Here is an 18,718-nt window from a genome sequence, read left to right as displayed (position 1 = left end):
GAATGCGGAGTGTCAGACGACGATTATGTTGTCTGTGCCAACGACTTCGCGAGCAAGCTCGCTCCCACAGGGGAAGTGTGTTGTTTTCTTTCTCTGTGATGAATCCTTATGACCCGTTCCCCGCATCCCATGTCCGTCATGCCCTTTATCATTCTGGGCCTGTTTGGGCTGTACACCCTGGAACTCGGCGTGGTCGGCATCTTGCCGCTGATCGTCGAGCGTTTCGGCGTCAGCGTTGCCCAGGCCGGGCTATTGATGAGTTTGTTTGCCTTCATCGTGGCGATTTCCGGGCCGTTTCTGGTGCTGGTATTTTCGCGTTTCGACCGCAAGAAAGTACTGGTCGGCGCGCTGTTGTGCTTCTCCCTCAGCAGCGTGTTTTCCGCGTATGCGCCGAACTATTCGACGCTGATGGCGCTGCGGATTGTTCCGGCGATGTTGCACCCGGTGTTCTTTTCGGCGGCGTTTGCCGCAGCGATTTCGCTGTACCCCAAGGAGCGCGCAACCCACGCCACAACGGTCGCGTTCATCGGCACCACCCTCGGTCTGGTGTTCGGCGTGCCGATTACCGCGTGGGTGGCGGGGCGTTTTTCTTATGAGGCTTCGATTCTGTTCTGCGCTGTCGCGACGTTGTTGGCAGGGCTCGGGCTGCTGCTCAAATTGCCGCGCCAGAACACCGCACCGGAAAGCTTCGCCAGCCAGTTGTCGATCCTGAAAAAACCACCGGTGTGGCTGGCGATCATCGCCACCGTGCTGGTGTTCACCACCAAGTTTGCGGTGTACAGCTATGCCGCCGAGTACCTGAAAAACCAGACCGGGCTGGACGGCGAAACCATCAGTTTTCTGCTGGTGATTTTCGGTGTGGGCGGGGTACTGGGTAATTTGCTGGCGGGGCGGATGTTGGGCAGTCATTTGGTGGCGACGGCGTTGCTGTTTCCGATTCTGTTGAGCGGCGCTTATCTGATTCTGGCGAGCTTCGGCAGCGCCTCGATCGGTTCGATGCTGCCGATCGTGTTGCTCTGGGGGGCCATTCACACCAGCGGCATGATCATTACGCAGATGTGGCTGACCAGCGCCGCACCCGAGGCGCATTCGTTCGCCACCAGTCTGTATGTGTCGGCGGCCAATGCCGGGATCGCCCTCGGCTCGTGGATCGGCGGGGTGTTCATAAACACTTGGGGATTGCCGGGGACGATCTGGTGCGGATTGATCTTCGCGCTGCTGTCGCTGATCACCATTGGCGCCAAGGCGATGTTCTACGGCGGCGCCGGTCAGCGCCCGAATCTGCGCGGCGCCAGTGTCGCTTAGTGCGCCTTGCGCAAGGCGCCGATAAACGCCTGCAACGCTGACGACATCTGCCGGTTGCTTGGGTAATACAGGTAGAACGCGGGGAAGGGTGTCGACCACTCTTCCAGCAGCGCCACCAGCGCGCCGCTGTCCAGTTCGTCCTTGATCCACTCGCGAATCCACACGGTAATGCCCAGCCCGTCCAGCGCCGATTGCAACGCAACGGCGCAATCGCTGACCACCAGCGAACCCTTCACACTCAACTCGAACGGCAGCCCGTCGCGGAAAAACCGCCATTTGTACAGCCCGGTTTCGCCGGAGCGGCGCCAGTTCACACAGCGATGCTGCAACAGATCAGCGGGTTGGTGCGGGCGACTCTTGTCGTGCAGATACTGCGGCGAAGCGATGGCGATCTGCGTCAGTGGTTCGCTGAGTTTGAGCGCGACCATGTCCTGTTCGATGAACTCGCCGAGCCGAATCGCCGCATCGTAGCCCTGGGCGACGATGTCAGCGGTGCTGTCGTCGGTGGTCAGCTCAAGTTTGATATCCGGATAGGCAGCCTGAAACGCCGGCAGGATCGGCTGGATGAAATGCAGCATCGCCACCTGCGGCGCGCAGATACGCAAGGTGCCGACCGGTGTGTCGCGATAGTCGTTGAGTTGCTCCAGCGCGGCGTCGAGGTCGGAAAAAATCTCGCCCAGACGTTCGAAGAGCTTGGTTCCGGCTTCGGTGGTGGACACGCTGCGCGTCGTGCGGTTGAGCAGGCGTACGCCAAGGCGCTCTTCCAGGCCCTTGATGGTCTGGCTCAGCGCCGAAGGCGAGACGCCCAGTGCTTGCGCGGCGCGAGAGAAATTGCGCTCGCGGGCAACCGCAAAAAATGCCCTGAGATGGCCGAACTCTTGATCGCGCATTATATATGTCCAGCTTCACAATGTTTGTAGATGTTTTGGCATTCTAAATAAAGCTTCCCGGTCAGACAATGCGGTTACAGGCCAATGCGCCGACCGCTACCGAGGAGCCTTCCATGTCTTTCAATGCCCATTTTGATGTTTTGACTTCCGCACTCAAACCATTGCCCGACGCGCAACGCTTGCTGCTGATCAAGGGCGGAACCCTTATCACCCAGGACCCGCGACTGGGCAATTTTGCCGAAGGCGATGTGCTGATCCGTGGCACCGAGATCGTCGAAGTCGGACGCAACCTGGAGGCCCCGGACGCCGAGATGATCGACGCCAAAGGCATGATCGTCATTCCCGGCATGGTCGACACCCATCGCCATGCGTGGGAAGGCCAGTTGCGCCGGATCAATCCCGACTCGCCGACGCTGGAAGACTACTGCAACGCCACGCATTTTTCGTTCGCCAAATACTACCGTCCGCAAGACATGTACGTCGGCAACATGCTGACGGCGCTGGGGGCGATCAATGCCGGCATCACCACCATCATCGACAACTCGCACAACGCCCGCAGTGGTGCGCATTCCGACGCCGCCATCGACGCCTTGCAGGATGCTGGCATCCGCGCCGTGCATGCGCCGGGCGCGCCGTTGTCGGGGGAGTGGGAATCCAGCCAGTGGCCGGGCGATCTGCGCCGTCTGAAAGACAAATATTCACGCTCGTCCGACTCGCTGGTGACCCTGGCGATGATGGCGCAGATCGACCGCGAACAATGGGCGGTCGCCCGAGAGCTGGGGCTGAACATCGTCACCGAGTTCTTCGGCGCCGGTATGGCGGCGGAACTTGAGGCTTTGAACGAAGAAGGTCTGCTCGGCCCGGACAACATTTTCAACCACTGCACCTGCCTGCCGGATCAGGGCTGGTCGATCCTGCGTCACGCCGGGGTCAAGGTGAACGTTTGCCCGCGCTCCGATGCGCATTACGGTCTGGAGGACGGGGTTTTCGCCTGGCAAAAAGCTGTCGATCACGGCATGCAGCCGGGGCTCAGCGTCGACAACGAAAGCTCTTATGGCGGCGACATGTTTGGCGAAATGCGCGTGGCGTTTTACCTGCAACGTGCCGCTGCACACAGCGCGCGTTTCCACGGTCAGCCTGCGCCTGATCTGGTCAGCGCCGCGCAACTGCTCAAAGCCGCCACCCTCGACGGCGCAGCCTGCGCCGGTCTCGATGCGCACATCGGCAGCATCACGCCCGGCAAACAGGCCGACATCGTGCTGATCCGCACCGACAACCTCAGCGTCTATCCGTCCAACAACGCCCTCGGCACGGTGGTGCATGCCGCCGAACGTGGCGATATCGACACGGTGATCATCGCCGGGCGTATCCGCAAACAGGCGGGTGTGGTGCTGGGCGTGGACCGCGAGCAACTGGACCGTGCCACCGAAGAATCGCGCAGCCATCTGTTCAACGCTGCCGGCTACAGCCCTGATCCCTTCGCGGAGCATTTCGCCCCGCTGCATTCGCACTGAGAGGTGAGCGGTCATGATCCTGATTTCCTTTGCTCTGGCCCTGCTGGCCGGCGTGGCGATAGCCGTGCAAGCGGCGGTTAACAGTCAACTGGCCGGGGCCATGACCGGCAACACATTGGCGGCGGCGTTCTACTCGTTTCTCAGCGGCATGCTGGTGCTTGGCGCACTGGCGTGGCTGCGCGGTGGCCTGGGGGATGCGTTGAGCGTGATCCCGGCGCAACCGGGCTGGCGGCTGGTGGGCGGAGTGCTGGGCGCCGGGGCGATTTTCTGCACCGTGTGGCTGGCGCCGAAAATCGGTCTGGCGAATCTGTTGGTGCTGGTGATTGCCGGGCAGTTGTTGTCCTCGGTGGCCATCGACCACTTCGGCTGGCTCGGCGCGGTGGTACGCCCGGCCGCGTCGATCAAGATTGCCGGCGCGGCGGTGGTACTGCTGGGCGTGGCACTGACGCTGTTTGGCGAACGCTTGATCGCGCTGCTGGCCAGGCCTTTCTGATCTACAAAACTCCCCCTGTGGGAGTGAGCCTGCTCGCGATGGCGTCAGCCCATTCAACATTTGTGGCGACTGACAATACGCCATCGCCAGCAGGCTAGCTCCCACAAGGATTCCGTATGCCTTTTGATTCAACATGATAGGTGTCGCCGTGTCTGCATTCATTGATTTCGGGATGCGCAATGGATTGTCGACCCTCGCCAGCGCATTGCTGCTGGCAGCTTTCAGCAACGGAGTGCATGCGGATTTTCTCGCTGATTCCCACGCCTCATTCGAAACCCGCAATGTCTATTTCAATCGTGACTTTCGCGACGGTCCTTCGACCCAGCAATCGAAACGCGCAGAGTGGGCGCAGGGCCTGATGTTCAAGTTCGAATCCGGTTACACCCCCGGGCTGGTGGGGTTCGGCGTTGATCTGCTGGGCATGGTCGGCGTGCGTCTCGATTCCAGTCCGGATCGCGCCGGCAGCGGATTGTTGCCGGTGCGCAGTGACGGTCGTGCCGCCAGCGAGTACGGCAAGCTCGGGGTAACGGCGAAGGTCAAGGTCGCTGCGACCGAACTCAAGGTCGGATCGCTGATGCCGATCCTGCCGACGCTGCGTCCGCAGGACGGAATGATTCTGCCGCAAACCTTTCGGGGTGCGTTGCTGACTTCGCAGGATCTGCCTGGCGTGGTGCTGACTGCCGGGCAACTGGACCGGGTCAAGGGCCGCAACGACACCAGCTACGAACCGATTGCCCTGAACAACAAGAACAACCGCTTCGCGACCAATGCGCAAGGCGCACATCTGAATCTGTTCGGCGTCGACCGGCAACTGAATGACAACCTCAAACTCAGTTATCACTACGCGTCCCTGAGTGATGTCTACGACCAGCACTTTGTCGGACTGACCGATGCGCGCCCATTGGCGGCGGGCACGGTGAGCAGTGATCTGCGGTTTTTCTCCAGCGAAAGCCAGGGCGCGGCCAAGGCTGGAATGATCAGCAATCAGTCGCTAAACGGCATGGTCGGTTACGCCGTCGGCGGGCACAAAGTCAGCGTGGGTTATCAGGCAATGATCGGTGACAGTGCCTTCCCGTATGTCGAAGGCAGTGATGCGTATCTGGTGAACTACGCGCAGATCGGTGATTTCGCCGAAGCCAAAGAGCGTTCCTGGCAAGTGCGCTATGACTTCGATTTCGAGCGGCTGGGCATCCCGGGTCTGACCTTCATGAGTCGTTACGTCGACGGCGATCACGCCCAGGTTGCCGGCAAGACGGGTGAGGAGTGGGAGCGCAACACCGAAGTGAAATACGTGTTCCAGAGCGGCACGCTGAAGAACCTCGCCTTGCGTGTGCGCAACGCGACTTATCGCTCGTCGTTCAGTCGCGATGCCGATGAAACGCGGATTCTGCTGACCTACACCAAAGCGCTGTGGTGAACCCGCTCATCAGCCACGAAAACGCAGCGCCTCCAGCAACAAGGCAAATGCCGGCGCTGCCTGACGTCGGCTCGGGTAATAAAGGTGATGACCGGCGAATGTCGGGCACCAGTCTTCCAGCACTTGCACCAGACGACCGTCGGCCAGATACGGCGCGACGATGTTTTCCGGAATGTAGCTCAGGCCAAAACCGTCTAGCGCCGCGTCGAGCAACGGGTAAACGCCGTTGTGGGTGATTTGTCCGGCGACGCGCACTTTGAGGCGCTCGGCGTCTTTTTCGAACTCCCAGGTGTACAGCCCGCCATTGGTCGGCAAGCGCAGATTGTTGCAGGCGTGATCGGTGAGGTCGCGGGGTGTTTGTGGGTGGGCGCGGTTGGCGAAATAGGCCGGCGAGCCGACCACCGCCATGCGCATGTCCGGGCCGATGCGGGTGGCGATCATGCCTTGGGCGACGTCTTCGCCCAGCCGTATGCCGGCGTCGAATCCCTGACCGGCGATATCGACGAAACCGTAGTCGCAGCAAATCTCTACGGAGATATCCGGGTACTTGGCGAGAAATACCTTCAGCACCGGGCGCAACAGCCAGTCCAGCGCGTGATCGGTGGCGCTGATGCGGATCTTGCCGGCAGGGGTTTCGCGCAGGTTGCTGAGGGCGGTCAACTCCAGTTCGATCTCATCGAAGCGCGGGCCGATGGTTTGCAGCAGATGTTCACCGGCCTCGGTGGGCGAGACGCTGCGCGTGGTGCGCGTCAGCAGGCGCAGGCCCAGACGTGCTTCGAGACTGCGGATCGTATGACTAAGCGCCGATTGCGAGACACCAAGTTTGGCCGCCGCTTTGGTGAAACTGCGTTCACGCGCCACGGCGAGGAAGGCGAGCAGGTCACTGGCGTTTTCTCGAAGCATTGATGAATGTCCTGCATAAGTTTTTTCGAATTCTAGTCGATTATCTGAAGAGTACGCGTGGTTAAAGTGGGGTCTGTTCCTAATGGAGAAAACACCCATGAACCCGATTAGCGCCTGCGCTTTGACTCTTTCCATGTTGGCTGCCGATGCACAGGCCAGCGAACCGGCCCGTGTGACCGTCACGCCGAACGGCTCGCAACCTTCGGCCAAAGGCCCGGCGGACTGGTTCACCGGTACCGTGCGGGTTGATGCGCCGTTCAAGGGCAGCGACGCGGCGCGAGTGAGTGGCGCGACGGTGACATTTGAACCGGGCGCGCGGACGGCGTGGCATACCCATCCGTTAGGGCAGACGTTGATTGTCACTGCCGGCGCCGGGTTTGTGCAGGAGTGGGGGCAACCTCTGCGCGAGATTCGTCCGGGCGACACGGTGTGGATCGCTCCAGACGTGAAGCACTGGCACGGTGCTGCGCCGACCACCGCCATGACGCATATTGCGATTGCCGAAGTGCTGGACGGCAAAGTGGTGGATTGGATGGAGCAGGTGGGCGACGCGCAGTATCCGCGAACCGAATAACCACGCGAACCGTGTAGGAGTTGCGGCACGCTGCGATCTTTTGATCTTTAAAAACAAAAGTCAAAAGATCGCAGCGTGCCGCAGCTCCTACATGGGGCGAGGTGTTCTTCAGATCATTTCCGGCAATGACGAAAGAATCTTGTCCAGCGTAATCGGATACTCCCGCACCCGCGCCCCGGTGGCGTTATAGATCGCATTCGCCACCGCCGCACTCACGCCGCAAATCCCCAATTCACCGACCCCCTTGGCCTTCATCGGCGATGAAATCGGGTCGGTCTCTTCAAGGAAAATCACCTCCTGATGCGGGATGTCGGCATGCACTGGCACCTCATATCCAGCCAGATCATGGTTGACGAAAAACCCCAGCCGCTTGTCCACCGCCAGCTCTTCCATCAACGCCGCACCGACGCCCATGGTCATCGCGCCGATCACCTGGCTGCGTGCCGCTTTCGGGTTGAGAATCCGCCCGCTGGAACACACTGCGAGCATCCGTCGCACACGCACTTCGCCGGTCGCTGCATCCACCGCCACCTCAACGAAATGTGCACCAAAAGTCGACTGCTGATACTGCTTGGCGAGGTCGCCGAATTCGATGCTGTCCTCAGCTTCTATCGCACCGTTCTGCGCGGCACTGCGCAGCGCCACGCTCTTGTTGCCAAGGCGCACCTGACCGTCGACGAACTCCGCTTCGCCCGTTCCCATCGCAAGTTTGTCGGTGATCGCTTCGCGCAGTTTCATGCACGCGGCGTACACCCCGGCCGTCGAGCAGTTGCCGCCGAACTGACCACCAGACCCGGCGGACACCGGAAAATTCGAATCGCCCAGATGCACCGTCACGTCATGCAGACCCACGCCCAGCATCTCGGCGGCGGTCTGCGCGATGATCGTGTAGCTGCCGGTGCCGATATCGGTCATGTCGGTTTCCACAGTAATCTTGCCGTCGCGCTCCAGGCGCACCCGTGCGCCGGATTTGACCAGCAGATTGTTGCGGATCGCTGCGCCGACGCCCATGCCGATCAGCCAGCGACCTTCGCGCCGACTGCCCGGTTGTGCGTTGCGCTTGTCCCAGCCGAAACGCTCGGCGCCGGTTTGCAGGCATTCGATCAGGTGTCGCTGGGAAAACGGCCGCTCGGTTTTCACCGGATCGACCTGTGTGTCGTTGAGGATGCGGAACTGCACCGGATCAAGTTTGAGCTGCTCGGCCATCTCGTCCATAGCGATTTCCAGCGCCATCAGCCCCGGCGCTTCCCCGGGGGCGCGCATGGCGTTGCCTTCGGGCAGATCCAGCGGCGCCAAGCGCATGCTGACCAGGCGGTTTTCAGCGGCGTAGAACAACAGACTCGGTTGCGCCGCGAGTTCGACTTTGCCGTCAGCCAGGTTGCCCGACCAGCCTTCGTGAGCGATGGCGGTGAGCTTGCCGTCCGCCGTTGCGCCCATGCGGATGCGCTGGATGGTGGCGGGGCGGTGGGTGGTGTTGTTGGCGACTTGCGGCCGGGCGAGTGCGACTTTGACCGGTCTGCCGGCCAGCCGTGAGCCGAGTGCGGCGAGGATCGCATCGGCGCGTATGAACAGTTTGCCGCCGAAACCACCACCGATGTACGGCGAAATCAGGCGCACTTTTTCCTTGGGCAAACCGAGTGTGGCGGCGATGTCGCCGACGCTCCAGGCGATCATCTGGTTCGACGTCCACAGGGTCAGTTGATCGCCTTTCCATGCCGCCAGCGTGGAGTGCGGTTCCATCATCGCGTGGGACTGATCGGGTGTGGTGTAGGTCTGATCGAACTGCACCGGCGCCGCTGCGAATGCCTTGTCGAAATCGCCGTGGCGGGTGTCCGGCAATTCGTCTTTGGGCTCGACGCCACGATCCCGCACGCTGGCCAGATCGAACTCGCCTTTGGCTGCGACGTAATCGACTTTGACCAATTGCGCGGCGGCACGCGCCTGCTCGAAGGTCTCAGCGACCACCAGCGCCACCGCCTGGTGATAGTGCTGCACCTCGGGGCCGGCCAGCAGGTGCGCGGCGTTGTATTTGCCCTTGCCGAGTTTGCCGGCGTTGGCGGCGGTGACGATGGTCAGCACCCCCGGCGCGGCTTTCGCTTCATCCAGATCAATGTTGGCGATGCGGCCCTTGGCGATGGCCGAACCGACCATGAAACCGTAAGCCTGATTCGCAACAGCTTCATGCTGCTCATAGGCATAGGGCGCTTGGCCGCAGGTTTTCAGCGAACCTTCGATGCGCTCAGTAGGTTTGCCGACCACTTTCAACTGGTCGATCGGATTGGTCGTGGCCGGCGTTTCGAATTTCATGCCTCGTCCCTCGCTTGAGCCAACACCGAGGCCAGCGTGCGCTCGACCAGCGTCAGTTTGAATTGGTTGTCGTGGGTCGGTGTTGCGCCGTCGAGCAAGCGCTCGCTGACCGCTTTTGCGCCTTTGGGCAGCAATGATTCCGCCGCTTCGACGCGCCACGGTTTCGGGGCGATACCGCCGACAGCGACTCGGCCGCTGCCGTCCTTTTGCAGGATCAGACCGACTGAAACCAGCGCGAACGCATACGACGAACGATCCCGCACCTTGTGATAAATGTGCGTGCCGCCAACCGGTGCCGGCAATGTCACCGCGGTGATGAATTCGCCCGCGCCGAGGCTGGTTTCGATGTTCGGCGTGTTGCCCGGCAACTGATGAAAATCCGCCATGGCGATACTGCGCGTGCTGCCATCGGGTTTGACCGTTTCAATCTGCGCATCGAGTGCGCGCATAGCGATGGCCATGTCGCTCGGATGGGTGGCAATGCACGCGTCGCTGACGCCGATGATGCCCAGTTGCCGAGTGACCCCGCCAATCGCCGCGCAGCCGCTGCCGGGATTGCGTTTGTTGCAAGCCTGATGGGTGTCGTAGAAGTACGGGCAGCGGGTGCGCTGCAGCAGATTGCCGGCGGTGGTCGCCATGTTGCGCAATTGTCCCGAGGCCCCGGCGAGCAAGGCGCGGGAGAGCAGGGCATAGTCTTTTCTGACACGGCTGTCGGCGGCCAGATCGGTGTTGCGCACCAGCGCCCCAATGCGCAAACCGCCCTCGGGCGTGGCTTCGATCTGATCCAGCCCCAGGTGATTGATGTCGATCAAATGCAGCGGGGTTTCGATGTCGAGCTTCATCAGGTCCAGCAGATTGGTGCCGCCAGCAATGAACTTGGCACCATTGACCTGCGCGGCCAGCGCGGCAGCGGCTGCGGGGGAGTCGGCGCGGCTGTAGTTGAACGCTCTCATGATTGCACCTGCGCGACTTCACTGATGGCTTCGATGATGTTCGAGTAGGCGCCGCAGCGGCAGATATTGCCGCTCATGCGCTCCTGTAATTCAGCGGCGATCAGTTGCGGTGGCTCGGTGAGGCTGGGGCTGGCGTGGCTGGGAATGCCGTCACGGATTTCCTTGAGCACCGCCACTGCCGAACAGATCTGCCCCGGCGTGCAATAGCCGCACTGGTAACCGTCGTGTTTGATGAACGCAGCCTGCATCGGATGCAGGTTATCCGGCATGCCGAGGCCTTCGATGGTGGTGATCTCTGCACCGTCCTGCATTACCGCCAGGCTCAGGCACGAGTTGATGCGCCGACCATCGGCAATCACCGTGCACGCACCGCACTGGCCGTGGTCGCAGCCTTTTTTACTGCCGGTCAGATGCAGGTGTTCACGCAAGGCGTCGAGGAGGGTAGTGCGGGTGTCTAACTGCAATTCGCGCGGCTTGCCGTTGACGTTGATCGTCACCTTCACATTCATCGGTTGCTCCAGATTGGCGGCGTAGGCCTTGAGGCTGATGAACGGCGGCATCGCGAATACGGTGGCGGTCACGGCGCCGAGGATCAGAAATCCGCGTCGGGAAATCGTCATGGTTCGATTCCTCTCTTTTCATCAGGACGGCAGGAAGTTGCTGGCGTGTTTGCCAGTCTCGTTCTAGGAGTGACCGTTGAAGAAAGGAAAAGGTTTTGTCGGATTTACGTCATAGAGTTATGCGCAAGACTCATGAATCAATCCAGCGGCCTGTTTGCGCTGGGGTGGACGCGGTAGTGGCAATTCAGTAGCATCGCCGTTTTTTTAGCCAGCTCTCTCAAGGATGAACATGCTCGTCGCTTCTGTTCTGCGTTCTTTCCCTGCACTTTTCAGCTCTGTGTTTACTGCTTGTTTACTCGCGGGTTGCGCACCGGTGGGAACCTATCAGGACGCCACGGAGGCTGACGCTGCCAAACTGCGTTTTGTGGCCAGCACGGACAATGCCACGATGAGTTATTTTGATGCCGAGCATTGCGATGATCTGACTACGGGCATCTTGAACAACCTGTTCCTCGCCGACAGTCCGCGTCGTGTGGGTATGAGCGTAGCGCCTCCGGAAAAGGCCCGCGGCTATCTCGAAATCAAGCTGACACCCGAAAAAGACGTTTATCTGCATATCAATACCCAGGCGGGTTACTTGGTTTGCGGTACGGGGTTTAATTTCAAGCCTCAGCGCGGTACCGAGTACGAAGTGGCCTTCAGTCTGACTGGCAACGAGTGCTTAGCACTGGTTCAGCGTCTGCAACGGATTGACGGTAAAGACGTGCGTACCCCGCTTATGGTTGACAGTGGTGGCCCGCCGGCCTGCAGTCGCAACCCGATCTCCTCGAAACCACCGCAGTTGCTGCCGGATACACCAGAGCGCACAGCCCTGATGGACAGGATCATCGACGGCAGCGCCATGTTCATAGCCCAGACTGATCCGAAAAAGCAGCCGGAAGCGAAATTATCTTCAGAGGCACTTGATGTATTGATCAGTGAACGCAAGGCCAAGCTTGGCTTTTCCATGCCGGATGATTACTGGGCCTTGTATCGCCAGAATCTCATCAAGTTTGATGAAGACAACGCGACCAAAATGACACAGTTGTTGCAGCGCACTTCTGACGAATATCGAAAGTTCCTGCGCAGTATTGACGACAAGAAATTGAAAGAGTGGGCGCGCGTCGATGACACGTCAGGCAAGCGTGGCAATGCAGTACCTGTTGAACAAGAGAAGTCGATGATCGTGTTCTATTTTCAAGCGTCGAAAGCGGTGACTTTCGAAACCATTAACAAGCACGTCGAGCGTATGGCGAAAATGGACTCACAGTACGACGTCTGCTCGCGACTGGACGATTGCTGGAAGCGCTGACAGGTATCGTCATCCCCGGTCAATAAAGCCCGCTGAGCCGAAATGGTCAGCGGGCTTTTTCATGTGGGGAAATTAAAAATGAGCGCTCGCCCGGACGCTGGTACGCGTAGGCGCAGGAGCCTCGATGTCCAGCAAATGGGTGGCGAGTATGTCGCTCAGAAAGCGGAACTGATCATTGATGCCGACCACTTCATTGCTGAAATGATTGGTGGCGGCGGGCATCAGCAGATCTTCGAAATCTTCGTTGAACACCAGCGCAGGCGATTTGCGTGATTGCACTTGTTGATCGTAATAGTTACTGCCGAAGTCCGGGAAACTCACGGAGAGATTGATGGTGCGAATCATGATATGTACTCCTCGTTGCGTCTCGGATGGGTGAATCCTGAGCCAGATGCTTTTGCGGCGGAAGGCAATCGTCGCGATGGTGAATATCGATGACAGTGATAATTGAGAGATATCTGTGTGTTTGATGGCCTCATCGCTGGCAAGCCAGCTCCCACAGGGTTGTGTGGATGGCGCAGCTCACTGTGGGAGCGAGCTTGCTCGCGAAGACGCCGGTACATCCAGCATCAATGGCAACTGACACACCTATACTCAAATCCGCCACCTCTCAATCAAGGACGCCGCCACCGTGAATCTGCGTGCGCTGGCCATCGCCGCACCGTTGCTTTTGGCTGGCTGCGCCACATCAGCGCGGGCCCCGGCGCCGGCGCCTGCGGTAGTCGTCTCGTCCGCGACCTGGCAGCAAATTGACCGCGACATCGTCAGCGCCTCACAGCAAGCCACCGAGCAAACCAAACTGTTTGCCCGGGGTTCGATGGAACATTGGCGCATTCGCGTCTACGAGCAAACTGAAGAAAATTTCATCCCGTGGTTCAGCAGCTACTGGACCCAGGAATGGCTGTCGATGAAGGTCAGTTGGTACACGATCAATGCCGGTGGCGAGCAGGATGCGTCGGCCACTCGACTAGCGTCGTATCTGCTTGAGCAATATCAGGAAAGGGTATTGGCGCCGGTGGCGGTGGAGATCGACCCGGATGCGATCCTCGGTCAGTCCACCGAGTTCTATGCGAAGCAGATGGCCGCGCAGATGCCGCTCATCGCCCAGCGCTATGGCGTACCTGTCGCGCAGCTCAACGGACGATTGCAGAAAGTCCCGGCGATTGCCCTTGGCCCGCCACCGGCAAGGGATGCGTCGCTTTATCAGATCATCAGCACCACGCCGTTGAATACCTTGCCGGCGTATGCGGCATTGATCGACAAGATCCACACCGATGGCGGCGCCAAAGGCATTGCCTCGACCGACGCCGGCATGGCCCCGGTGGCCAAGCGTGCGAGCCAGCGCATGGAGTCGGAAATGGCCCCACGCGGTGCCGCCAGCGCGGTGGCGGCAGCGGCGGGCAAACTCGTCGGCGGGTTGATATCGGTCGGTGTCGTGGGCATCCGCGCAATCATTCAGGCCAATGACCGCCCCGACAGCGAAGCGCTGATTCGCAGCAGCCTGGGCAACACCTTCGACAAGGCCTGGCTGAAACTGGTGCAGAACCCGACCACCGGGGTCATGGCCGGCACATTGCACATGGCGGGGCAGGTCGAGCGCAGTCTGGGCGGTGATGAACAACCGTCGGTCGGGTCGGGCGTCACTCCTGTCGAATGGCAGCCGCCGCAATCGACTACTCAGCAGATCGAACCCAACGTACAAGGAGAATGAGCATGTCTTACGTCGATATTTTTGTAGCGCCAGTGCCTTCCACCCACCTTGAACAGTATAAAAAACACGCCGAAATCGCCGCGAAGCTGTTCAAAGAGTACGGCGCCCTGAACGTGGTGGATTGCTGGGGCGATGATGTGCCGGACGGCAAGCTCACGTCGTTCCCGATGGCGGTGAAACTCAAGGAAGGCGAGACCGTGGTCGCCGGCTGGTTGATCTGGCCGGACAAGGCCACGCGTGATGCCGGCATGGCAAAAATGATGGCAGATCCGCGTATGCAACCGGACGTCAATCCGATGCCGTTTGACGGGCAGCGGATGATCTTTGGCGGCTTCAAATTCATCATTCAAGCCTGAAGCCGGTGTGAGTGACATCTGTGAATCCACAAAACCCTGTGGGATGCCTCGGTTTCTTGAACACCACAAATCCTTGTGGGAGCTAGCCTGCTAGCGATTGGGCCGGCCCGGTCAATATCTCTATCGACTGATCCGCCGCTTTCGCCAGCAGGCTGGCTCCCACAGATTTTGTGGTTAGTCTGAAGACGGCGTGATCCGGCAGCTTTTGCGGTTGCGGATCTGCTCATCAGACGGTCGCTCCTGGACGAATTCAAAACGCGGCTCACCCTCGCTGTAATGCACCAGCCAACCCCATTCCAGCTCGGCTTCATCCTGCCCGGGGCCGGGTGGTCTGGCCCACCACGGTTCTTTGCTGAGGATCTCGCGCATGGCGGTCTCCGGTTGATGGCAATCCATGAACTATAGCTGCGTGTCACAGGTCGTCAGATAAGGCTGTGTAGAATCGGCCGACGACGAGTGAAGGAGCAGGGCCATGACCGATGAAAAACGCAGGGATGCCCCGTCAAAACGGCTGTTTTTCGCCTTGGATTGCTCACCTGCGCAGCGCAAGGCGATTGCCCAGTGGCGCGCGGAGTTGAGCCTGAGAACCGGCAAACCGGTGCCAGCCGACAACTTTCATCTGACCCTGCTGTTTCTCGGCGAAGTGCCGCTGGCGCAGATTGGTGAAGTTTGCGAGGCTGCAGCCAAGGTCAGTACGCCGGGTGAGGCGCTGAAGATTTCGCTGGATCGTTTGCAGGTCTGGCATCGCGCCGGGGTGTTGTCGCTGGCGCCGGAACAGGCGCCAAAGTCGTTGCTGCGATTGGTTTACGCGCTGGAACAGGCGATGTTGCCGTTCGGCTTTGAGGCATCACCACGCGAGTTTCGCCCACACCTGACATTGGCCCGTGACTACCGTGCGCCGGAGCCGGAATCCGTCACGCCGCCAGAATTTTTCATGCGTGCCGAGCACTTCGCCTTGTTCGAATCGCACAAGGGCCGTTACCGCGCACTGGCGGAATGGTCGCTGACCTGAACCGACAAAAAAAGGCGCCCGAGGGCGCCTGAATTCACCCGAGCCGAGGGAGCCGGGTGAGGCCGTTCATAGAGAGGGTGCAGCGGTGGTAAGGCGCTGCGTGAACGGGAAAACAGCAAATTCTTGAACCGCACTGAATCCCTGTGGGAGCCGGGCTTGCCCGCGATGAGGTCGGTACATTCAACATCGTTGTCGTCTGAACCACCGCCATCGCTGGCAAGCCAGCTCCCACAGGTTCTTCAGTGTTGCCACAATCTTCAGTCAACCAATAAAGCGCGGGTTACTTGCCGAGTTTCACCCGGGTCCAGCCACGGGTCATGATCCGCTGGGTGGCAATCGGCTGATCCGGCACCGCATACAACGTCGCCATCACGTCCTGCGGCGGATAAGAGCTCGGGTCGTTGCGGATGGCTTCATCCACCAGTGGCGTCGCCGCTGCGTTGGCGTTGCTGTAGCCGATGCTGTTGGTGATCTCGGCGATGATGTCCGGACGCATCAGGAAGTTCATGAACAGGTAAGCGTTCTCGACGTTGGCGGCATCACGCGGGATCGCGACCATGTCGTAGAAGCTGCCGGCGCCTTCCTTGGGAATGCTGTATTTGATCTGCACTTTGTTGCCGGCTTCTTCGGCGCGAGCCTTGGCCTGCAACACGTCGCCGGAGTAACCGACCGCGACGCAGATGTTGCCGTTGGCCAGATCCGAGATGTACTTCGAGGAATGGAAGTACGCCACCGAAGGCCGAATCTTCATGAACAGCGCTTCAGCTTCAGCGATGTGCTTGGGCTCTTTGTCGTTCACCGGATAGCCCAGATAGTGCAGGGCGGCCGGAAGCATTTCAGTCGGCGAGTCGAGGAAACTGATGCCGCAGGCTTTCAGTTTTTCGGCGTTCTCCGGTTTGAACAGCAAGTCCCAGGAGTTGGTCGGGGCATTGGCGCCGAGCACTTCCTTGACCTTGTCCGGGTTGTAGCCGATGCCGATCGAGCCCCACATGTACGGGAACGCATGAGCGTTATCCGGATCACTGGCGGCGGCGTTTTTCAGCAGCACCGGGTTGAGATTCTTCCAGTTCGGCAGCCTGGATTTGTCCAGTGTCTGATAGACCCCGGCCTTGATCTGCTTGGCCAGAAAGCTGTTGGACGGCACCACGAGGTCGTAGCCGGATTTGCCCGCGAGCAAGCGTGCTTCAAGGGTTTCGTTGCTGTCGAACACGTCGTAAGTCACGCGGATACCGGTTTCGTCCTCGAACTTTTTTACGGTGTCCGGGGCGATGTAATCCGACCAGTTGTAAACACGCAGAACCTTGTCGCTGGCCTGGGCGCCTGTGGCGATCACGCCTATCAAGGACAGTGTCAGCAGCGTTCTGCCAAACATTTTCATCGGTACAACTCCATTCTTTTTATTCAAAACACAACACTTCAGTAGTGCGCGAAACCTGTGGCGAGGAAGCTCTGTGGCGAGGGGATTTATCCCCGTTCGGCTGCGAAGCAGTCGTAAAACCTTCGCGCGATCTATCTGGTTCTACGCGAGTACAGGTTTTGGGGCCGCTTCGCGACCCAACGGGGATAAATCCCCTCGCCACATTGGATCTCCGCTAAATTTTAAGCTGCGGTGGCCGCGCGTTGCGGCTGTTGCCACGATTCATTTGCGGTCTGATCCATCGCTTCCTGGATCGCACGTTTGCGGTTGGCTTCTGCCCTGCGACCGAAGTACCAGACCAGGAACGTCACCAGCGACACCGCCAGCAGAATCAGGCTCGCCACGGCGTTGATCTCAGGCTTCACACCCAGACGCACCGCCGAGAACACTTCCATCGGCAGCGTCGTCGAACCCGGGCCGGATACGAAACTCGCCAACACCAGGTCATCCAGCGACAAGGCAAACGACATCATCCCGCCCGCCGCCAGCGACGGTGCAATCATCGGAATGGTGATCAGGAAAAACACCTTGAACGGCTTGGCACCGAGGTCCATGGCGGCTTCTTCGATCGACAGATCCAGCTCGCGGAGGCGGGCGGAAACTACCACGGCAACGTAGGCTGCACAAAACGTGGTGTGGGCGATCCAGATCGTGACGATGCCACGCTCCTGCGGCCAGCCGATCAGTTGCGCCATCGCCACGAACAGCAGCAACAGCGACAGACCGGTGATGACCTCAGGCATTACCAATGGCGCGGTAACCAGACCACCGAACAGCGTGCGACCCTTGAAACGCGTGACGCGAGTCAGGACGAACGCGGCCAATGTGCCGAGCGCCACCGCAGCAATCGCGGTGTAGCAGGCGATTTCCAGCGAGCGCACTACCGAGCCCATCAGTTGCGTGTTGTCGAGCAGGCCGGCGTACCACTTGATCGACCAGCCGCCCCAGACCGTCACCAGTTTCGAGGCGTTGAACGAGTAGATCACCAGGATCAGCATCGGCAGATAGATGAACGTCAGGCCGAAAATCAGCATGAACTTAGCAAAACCGAAGCGTTTCATCCCCGTCCCTCCATCTCTTTGGCCTGGCTGCGGTTGAACAGCAGGATCGGCACAATCAGGATCAACAGCATCACCACCGCCAGAGCAGACGCCACCGGCCAGTCGCGGTTATTGAAGAACTCTTGCCACAGCACACGCCCGATCATCAGCGTCTCCGGACCACCCAGCAGCTCCGGAATCACGAACTCACCAACCACCGGAATGAACACCAGCATGCAGCCGGCAATAATCCCGTTCTTGGCCAGCGGTACAGTGATTTTCCAGAAGTTGTTGAAGTTGCTCGAACCCAGATCAGACGCGGCTTCCAGCAGGCTGCCGTCGTGCTTCACGAGGTTGGCGTAGAGCGGCAGGATCATGAACGGCAGATACGCATACACCACGCCGATATACACGGCAGTGTTGGTGTTGAGGATCTCGATCGGGTGATCCGTGAGCCCGGTCCACATCAGAAACGCATTGAGCAAACCATTGTTGCTGAGGATGCCCATCCACGCATAAACGCGGATCAGGATCGCGGTCCAGGTCGGCATCATGATCAACAGCAGCAGGACGTTTTGCGCTTCCTTGCTGGCTTTGGTGATCGCGTAGGCCATCGGGAAACCGATCACCAGACACATCAGCGTGCTCAGCGCTGCGACTTTCAGCGAACCGAGGTAGGCCGACAGATACAGCTCGTCTTCGCCGAGCATGGTGTAGTTGCCGATGTTCAGCAGCAGCTGGAATTTCTGTTCGGCGTAGGTGTAGATCTCGGTGTAAGGCGGGATCGACAGCGCGGCTTCCGAGAAACTGATCTTCATCACCAGGAAGAACGGCAGCATGAAGAACAGGAACAGCCAGATGAACGGAATACCGATCACCAGTTTTCGCCCGCTGGGCACCAGGCGCAGGAATTGC

General features: G+C 59.8%; 19 protein-coding genes. 9 read left to right on the top strand and 10 right to left on the bottom strand.

The window, feature by feature from the left end; all coding sequences use genetic code 11:
- The first annotated feature begins 108 nt into the window (after positions 1-108).
- The gene (locus ACTWLJ_RS24620) at positions 109-1,305 is read left to right on the top strand and encodes an MFS transporter (protein WP_445178830.1); all 1,197 of its coding nucleotides are present in this window, start codon (positions 109-111) and stop codon (positions 1,303-1,305) included.
- Here ACTWLJ_RS24620 and ACTWLJ_RS24615 read toward each other — a convergent pair.
- On the bottom strand, positions 1,302-2,195 hold the full coding sequence (locus ACTWLJ_RS24615; RefSeq protein ID WP_445178829.1) for a LysR family transcriptional regulator: 894 nt from the start codon (positions 2,193-2,195) through the stop codon (positions 1,302-1,304). The two genes, ACTWLJ_RS24620 and ACTWLJ_RS24615, sit on opposite strands and share 4 nt — an antisense overlap.
- 113 nt (positions 2,196-2,308) lie before the next feature.
- Here ACTWLJ_RS24615 and ACTWLJ_RS24610 point away from each other — a divergent pair, with 113 nt between their 5' ends.
- The 3 genes from ACTWLJ_RS24610 to ACTWLJ_RS24600 all read left to right on the top strand — a co-directional run bounded on the left by ACTWLJ_RS24610 (position 2,309) and on the right by ACTWLJ_RS24600 (position 5,619).
- Positions 2,309-3,709, top strand: coding sequence for an amidohydrolase family protein (locus tag ACTWLJ_RS24610; protein WP_445178828.1), 1,401 nt, complete (start codon positions 2,309-2,311; stop codon positions 3,707-3,709).
- A 13-nt stretch (positions 3,710-3,722) separates the two neighbouring features.
- Positions 3,723-4,202, top strand: coding sequence for a DMT family transporter (locus ACTWLJ_RS24605; protein WP_445178827.1), 480 nt, complete (start codon positions 3,723-3,725; stop codon positions 4,200-4,202).
- 172 nt (positions 4,203-4,374) lie between these two features.
- Positions 4,375-5,619: an OprD family porin gene (locus ACTWLJ_RS24600; RefSeq protein ID WP_445181410.1), complete on the top strand. Its 1,245-nt coding sequence runs from the start codon at positions 4,375-4,377 to the stop codon at positions 5,617-5,619.
- A 9-nt stretch (positions 5,620-5,628) separates the two neighbouring features.
- Here the strand turns inward: ACTWLJ_RS24600 and ACTWLJ_RS24595 are convergent, their stop codons facing one another.
- The gene (locus tag ACTWLJ_RS24595; RefSeq protein WP_445178826.1) at positions 5,629-6,522 is read right to left on the bottom strand and encodes a LysR substrate-binding domain-containing protein; all 894 of its coding nucleotides are present in this window, start codon (positions 6,520-6,522) and stop codon (positions 5,629-5,631) included.
- 97 nt (positions 6,523-6,619) lie between these two features.
- On the opposite strand from ACTWLJ_RS24595, the gene ACTWLJ_RS24590 reads away from it, so the two are divergent.
- On the top strand, positions 6,620-7,096 hold the full coding sequence (locus ACTWLJ_RS24590) for a (R)-mandelonitrile lyase (RefSeq protein ID WP_445178825.1): 477 nt from the start codon (positions 6,620-6,622) through the stop codon (positions 7,094-7,096).
- A 108-nt stretch (positions 7,097-7,204) separates the two neighbouring features.
- Here ACTWLJ_RS24590 and paoC read toward each other — a convergent pair whose 3' ends face one another.
- From paoC to paoA, 3 genes are read right to left on the bottom strand one after another with little or no spacing between them, the layout of a single operon-like run.
- The gene (paoC, locus tag ACTWLJ_RS24585) at positions 7,205-9,403 is read right to left on the bottom strand and encodes an aldehyde oxidoreductase molybdenum-binding subunit PaoC (protein WP_445178824.1); all 2,199 of its coding nucleotides are present in this window, start codon (positions 9,401-9,403) and stop codon (positions 7,205-7,207) included.
- The gene (locus ACTWLJ_RS24580; RefSeq protein WP_445178823.1) at positions 9,400-10,356 is read right to left on the bottom strand and encodes an FAD binding domain-containing protein; all 957 of its coding nucleotides are present in this window, start codon (positions 10,354-10,356) and stop codon (positions 9,400-9,402) included. The genes paoC and ACTWLJ_RS24580 overlap by 4 nt, the downstream gene beginning before the upstream one ends.
- Complete coding sequence (gene paoA, locus ACTWLJ_RS24575) at positions 10,353-10,976, bottom strand: aldehyde dehydrogenase iron-sulfur subunit PaoA (protein ID WP_445178822.1); 624 nt, start codon at positions 10,974-10,976, stop codon at positions 10,353-10,355. The genes ACTWLJ_RS24580 and paoA overlap by 4 nt, the downstream gene beginning before the upstream one ends.
- Before the next feature lie 229 nt (positions 10,977-11,205).
- Between paoA and ACTWLJ_RS24570 the strand changes: the two genes are divergently transcribed.
- Complete coding sequence (locus ACTWLJ_RS24570) at positions 11,206-12,267, top strand: hypothetical protein (protein WP_445178821.1); 1,062 nt, start codon at positions 11,206-11,208, stop codon at positions 12,265-12,267.
- 72 nt (positions 12,268-12,339) lie between these two features.
- On the opposite strand, the gene ACTWLJ_RS24565 is transcribed toward ACTWLJ_RS24570, so the two are convergent.
- Positions 12,340-12,612 carry a hypothetical protein gene (locus tag ACTWLJ_RS24565; RefSeq protein ID WP_445178820.1) on the bottom strand — a complete coding sequence of 91 codons (273 nt, stop codon included), beginning with the start codon at positions 12,610-12,612 and terminating at the stop codon, positions 12,340-12,342.
- A 286-nt stretch (positions 12,613-12,898) separates the two neighbouring features.
- On the opposite strand from ACTWLJ_RS24565, the gene ACTWLJ_RS24560 reads away from it, so the two are divergent.
- A complete protein-coding gene (locus tag ACTWLJ_RS24560; RefSeq protein ID WP_445178819.1) occupies positions 12,899-13,978 on the top strand; it encodes a hypothetical protein in 1,080 nt (359 codons plus the stop codon).
- Between the two features lie 2 nt (positions 13,979-13,980).
- The gene (locus ACTWLJ_RS24555; RefSeq protein ID WP_401210107.1) at positions 13,981-14,334 is read left to right on the top strand and encodes a DUF1428 domain-containing protein; all 354 of its coding nucleotides are present in this window, start codon (positions 13,981-13,983) and stop codon (positions 14,332-14,334) included.
- 174 nt (positions 14,335-14,508) lie between these two features.
- On the opposite strand, the gene ACTWLJ_RS24550 is transcribed toward ACTWLJ_RS24555, so the two are convergent.
- Positions 14,509-14,703 (bottom strand): hypothetical protein, encoded by a 195-nt coding sequence (locus ACTWLJ_RS24550; RefSeq protein ID WP_445178818.1) that lies wholly within the window; start codon positions 14,701-14,703, stop codon positions 14,509-14,511.
- A gap of 103 nt (positions 14,704-14,806) precedes the next feature.
- Between ACTWLJ_RS24550 and thpR the strand changes: the two genes are divergently transcribed.
- Positions 14,807-15,346: an RNA 2',3'-cyclic phosphodiesterase gene (thpR, locus tag ACTWLJ_RS24545; RefSeq protein WP_445178817.1), complete on the top strand. Its 540-nt coding sequence runs from the start codon at positions 14,807-14,809 to the stop codon at positions 15,344-15,346.
- Between the two features lie 280 nt (positions 15,347-15,626).
- On the opposite strand, the gene ACTWLJ_RS24540 is transcribed toward thpR, so the two are convergent.
- The 3 genes from ACTWLJ_RS24540 to ACTWLJ_RS24530 form a co-directional block, all read right to left on the bottom strand.
- A complete protein-coding gene (locus ACTWLJ_RS24540; RefSeq protein ID WP_445178816.1) occupies positions 15,627-16,724 on the bottom strand; it encodes a polyamine ABC transporter substrate-binding protein in 1,098 nt (365 codons plus the stop codon).
- A gap of 221 nt (positions 16,725-16,945) precedes the next feature.
- Entirely contained in the window at positions 16,946-17,824 is an 879-nt protein-coding gene (locus ACTWLJ_RS24535; protein ID WP_401210117.1) for an ABC transporter permease subunit, read from the bottom strand.
- Positions 17,821-18,702 carry an ABC transporter permease subunit gene (locus ACTWLJ_RS24530; protein WP_401210418.1) on the bottom strand — a complete coding sequence of 294 codons (882 nt, stop codon included), beginning with the start codon at positions 18,700-18,702 and terminating at the stop codon, positions 17,821-17,823. The genes ACTWLJ_RS24535 and ACTWLJ_RS24530 overlap by 4 nt, the downstream gene beginning before the upstream one ends.
- Between the last annotated feature and the right edge of the window lie 16 nt (positions 18,703-18,718).

The sequence above is a fragment of the Pseudomonas sp. McL0111 genome, from assembly GCF_052567255.1.
Note: the sequence above shows the minus strand (reverse complement) of the source record. Positions and strands in the feature narration are given on the sequence as shown.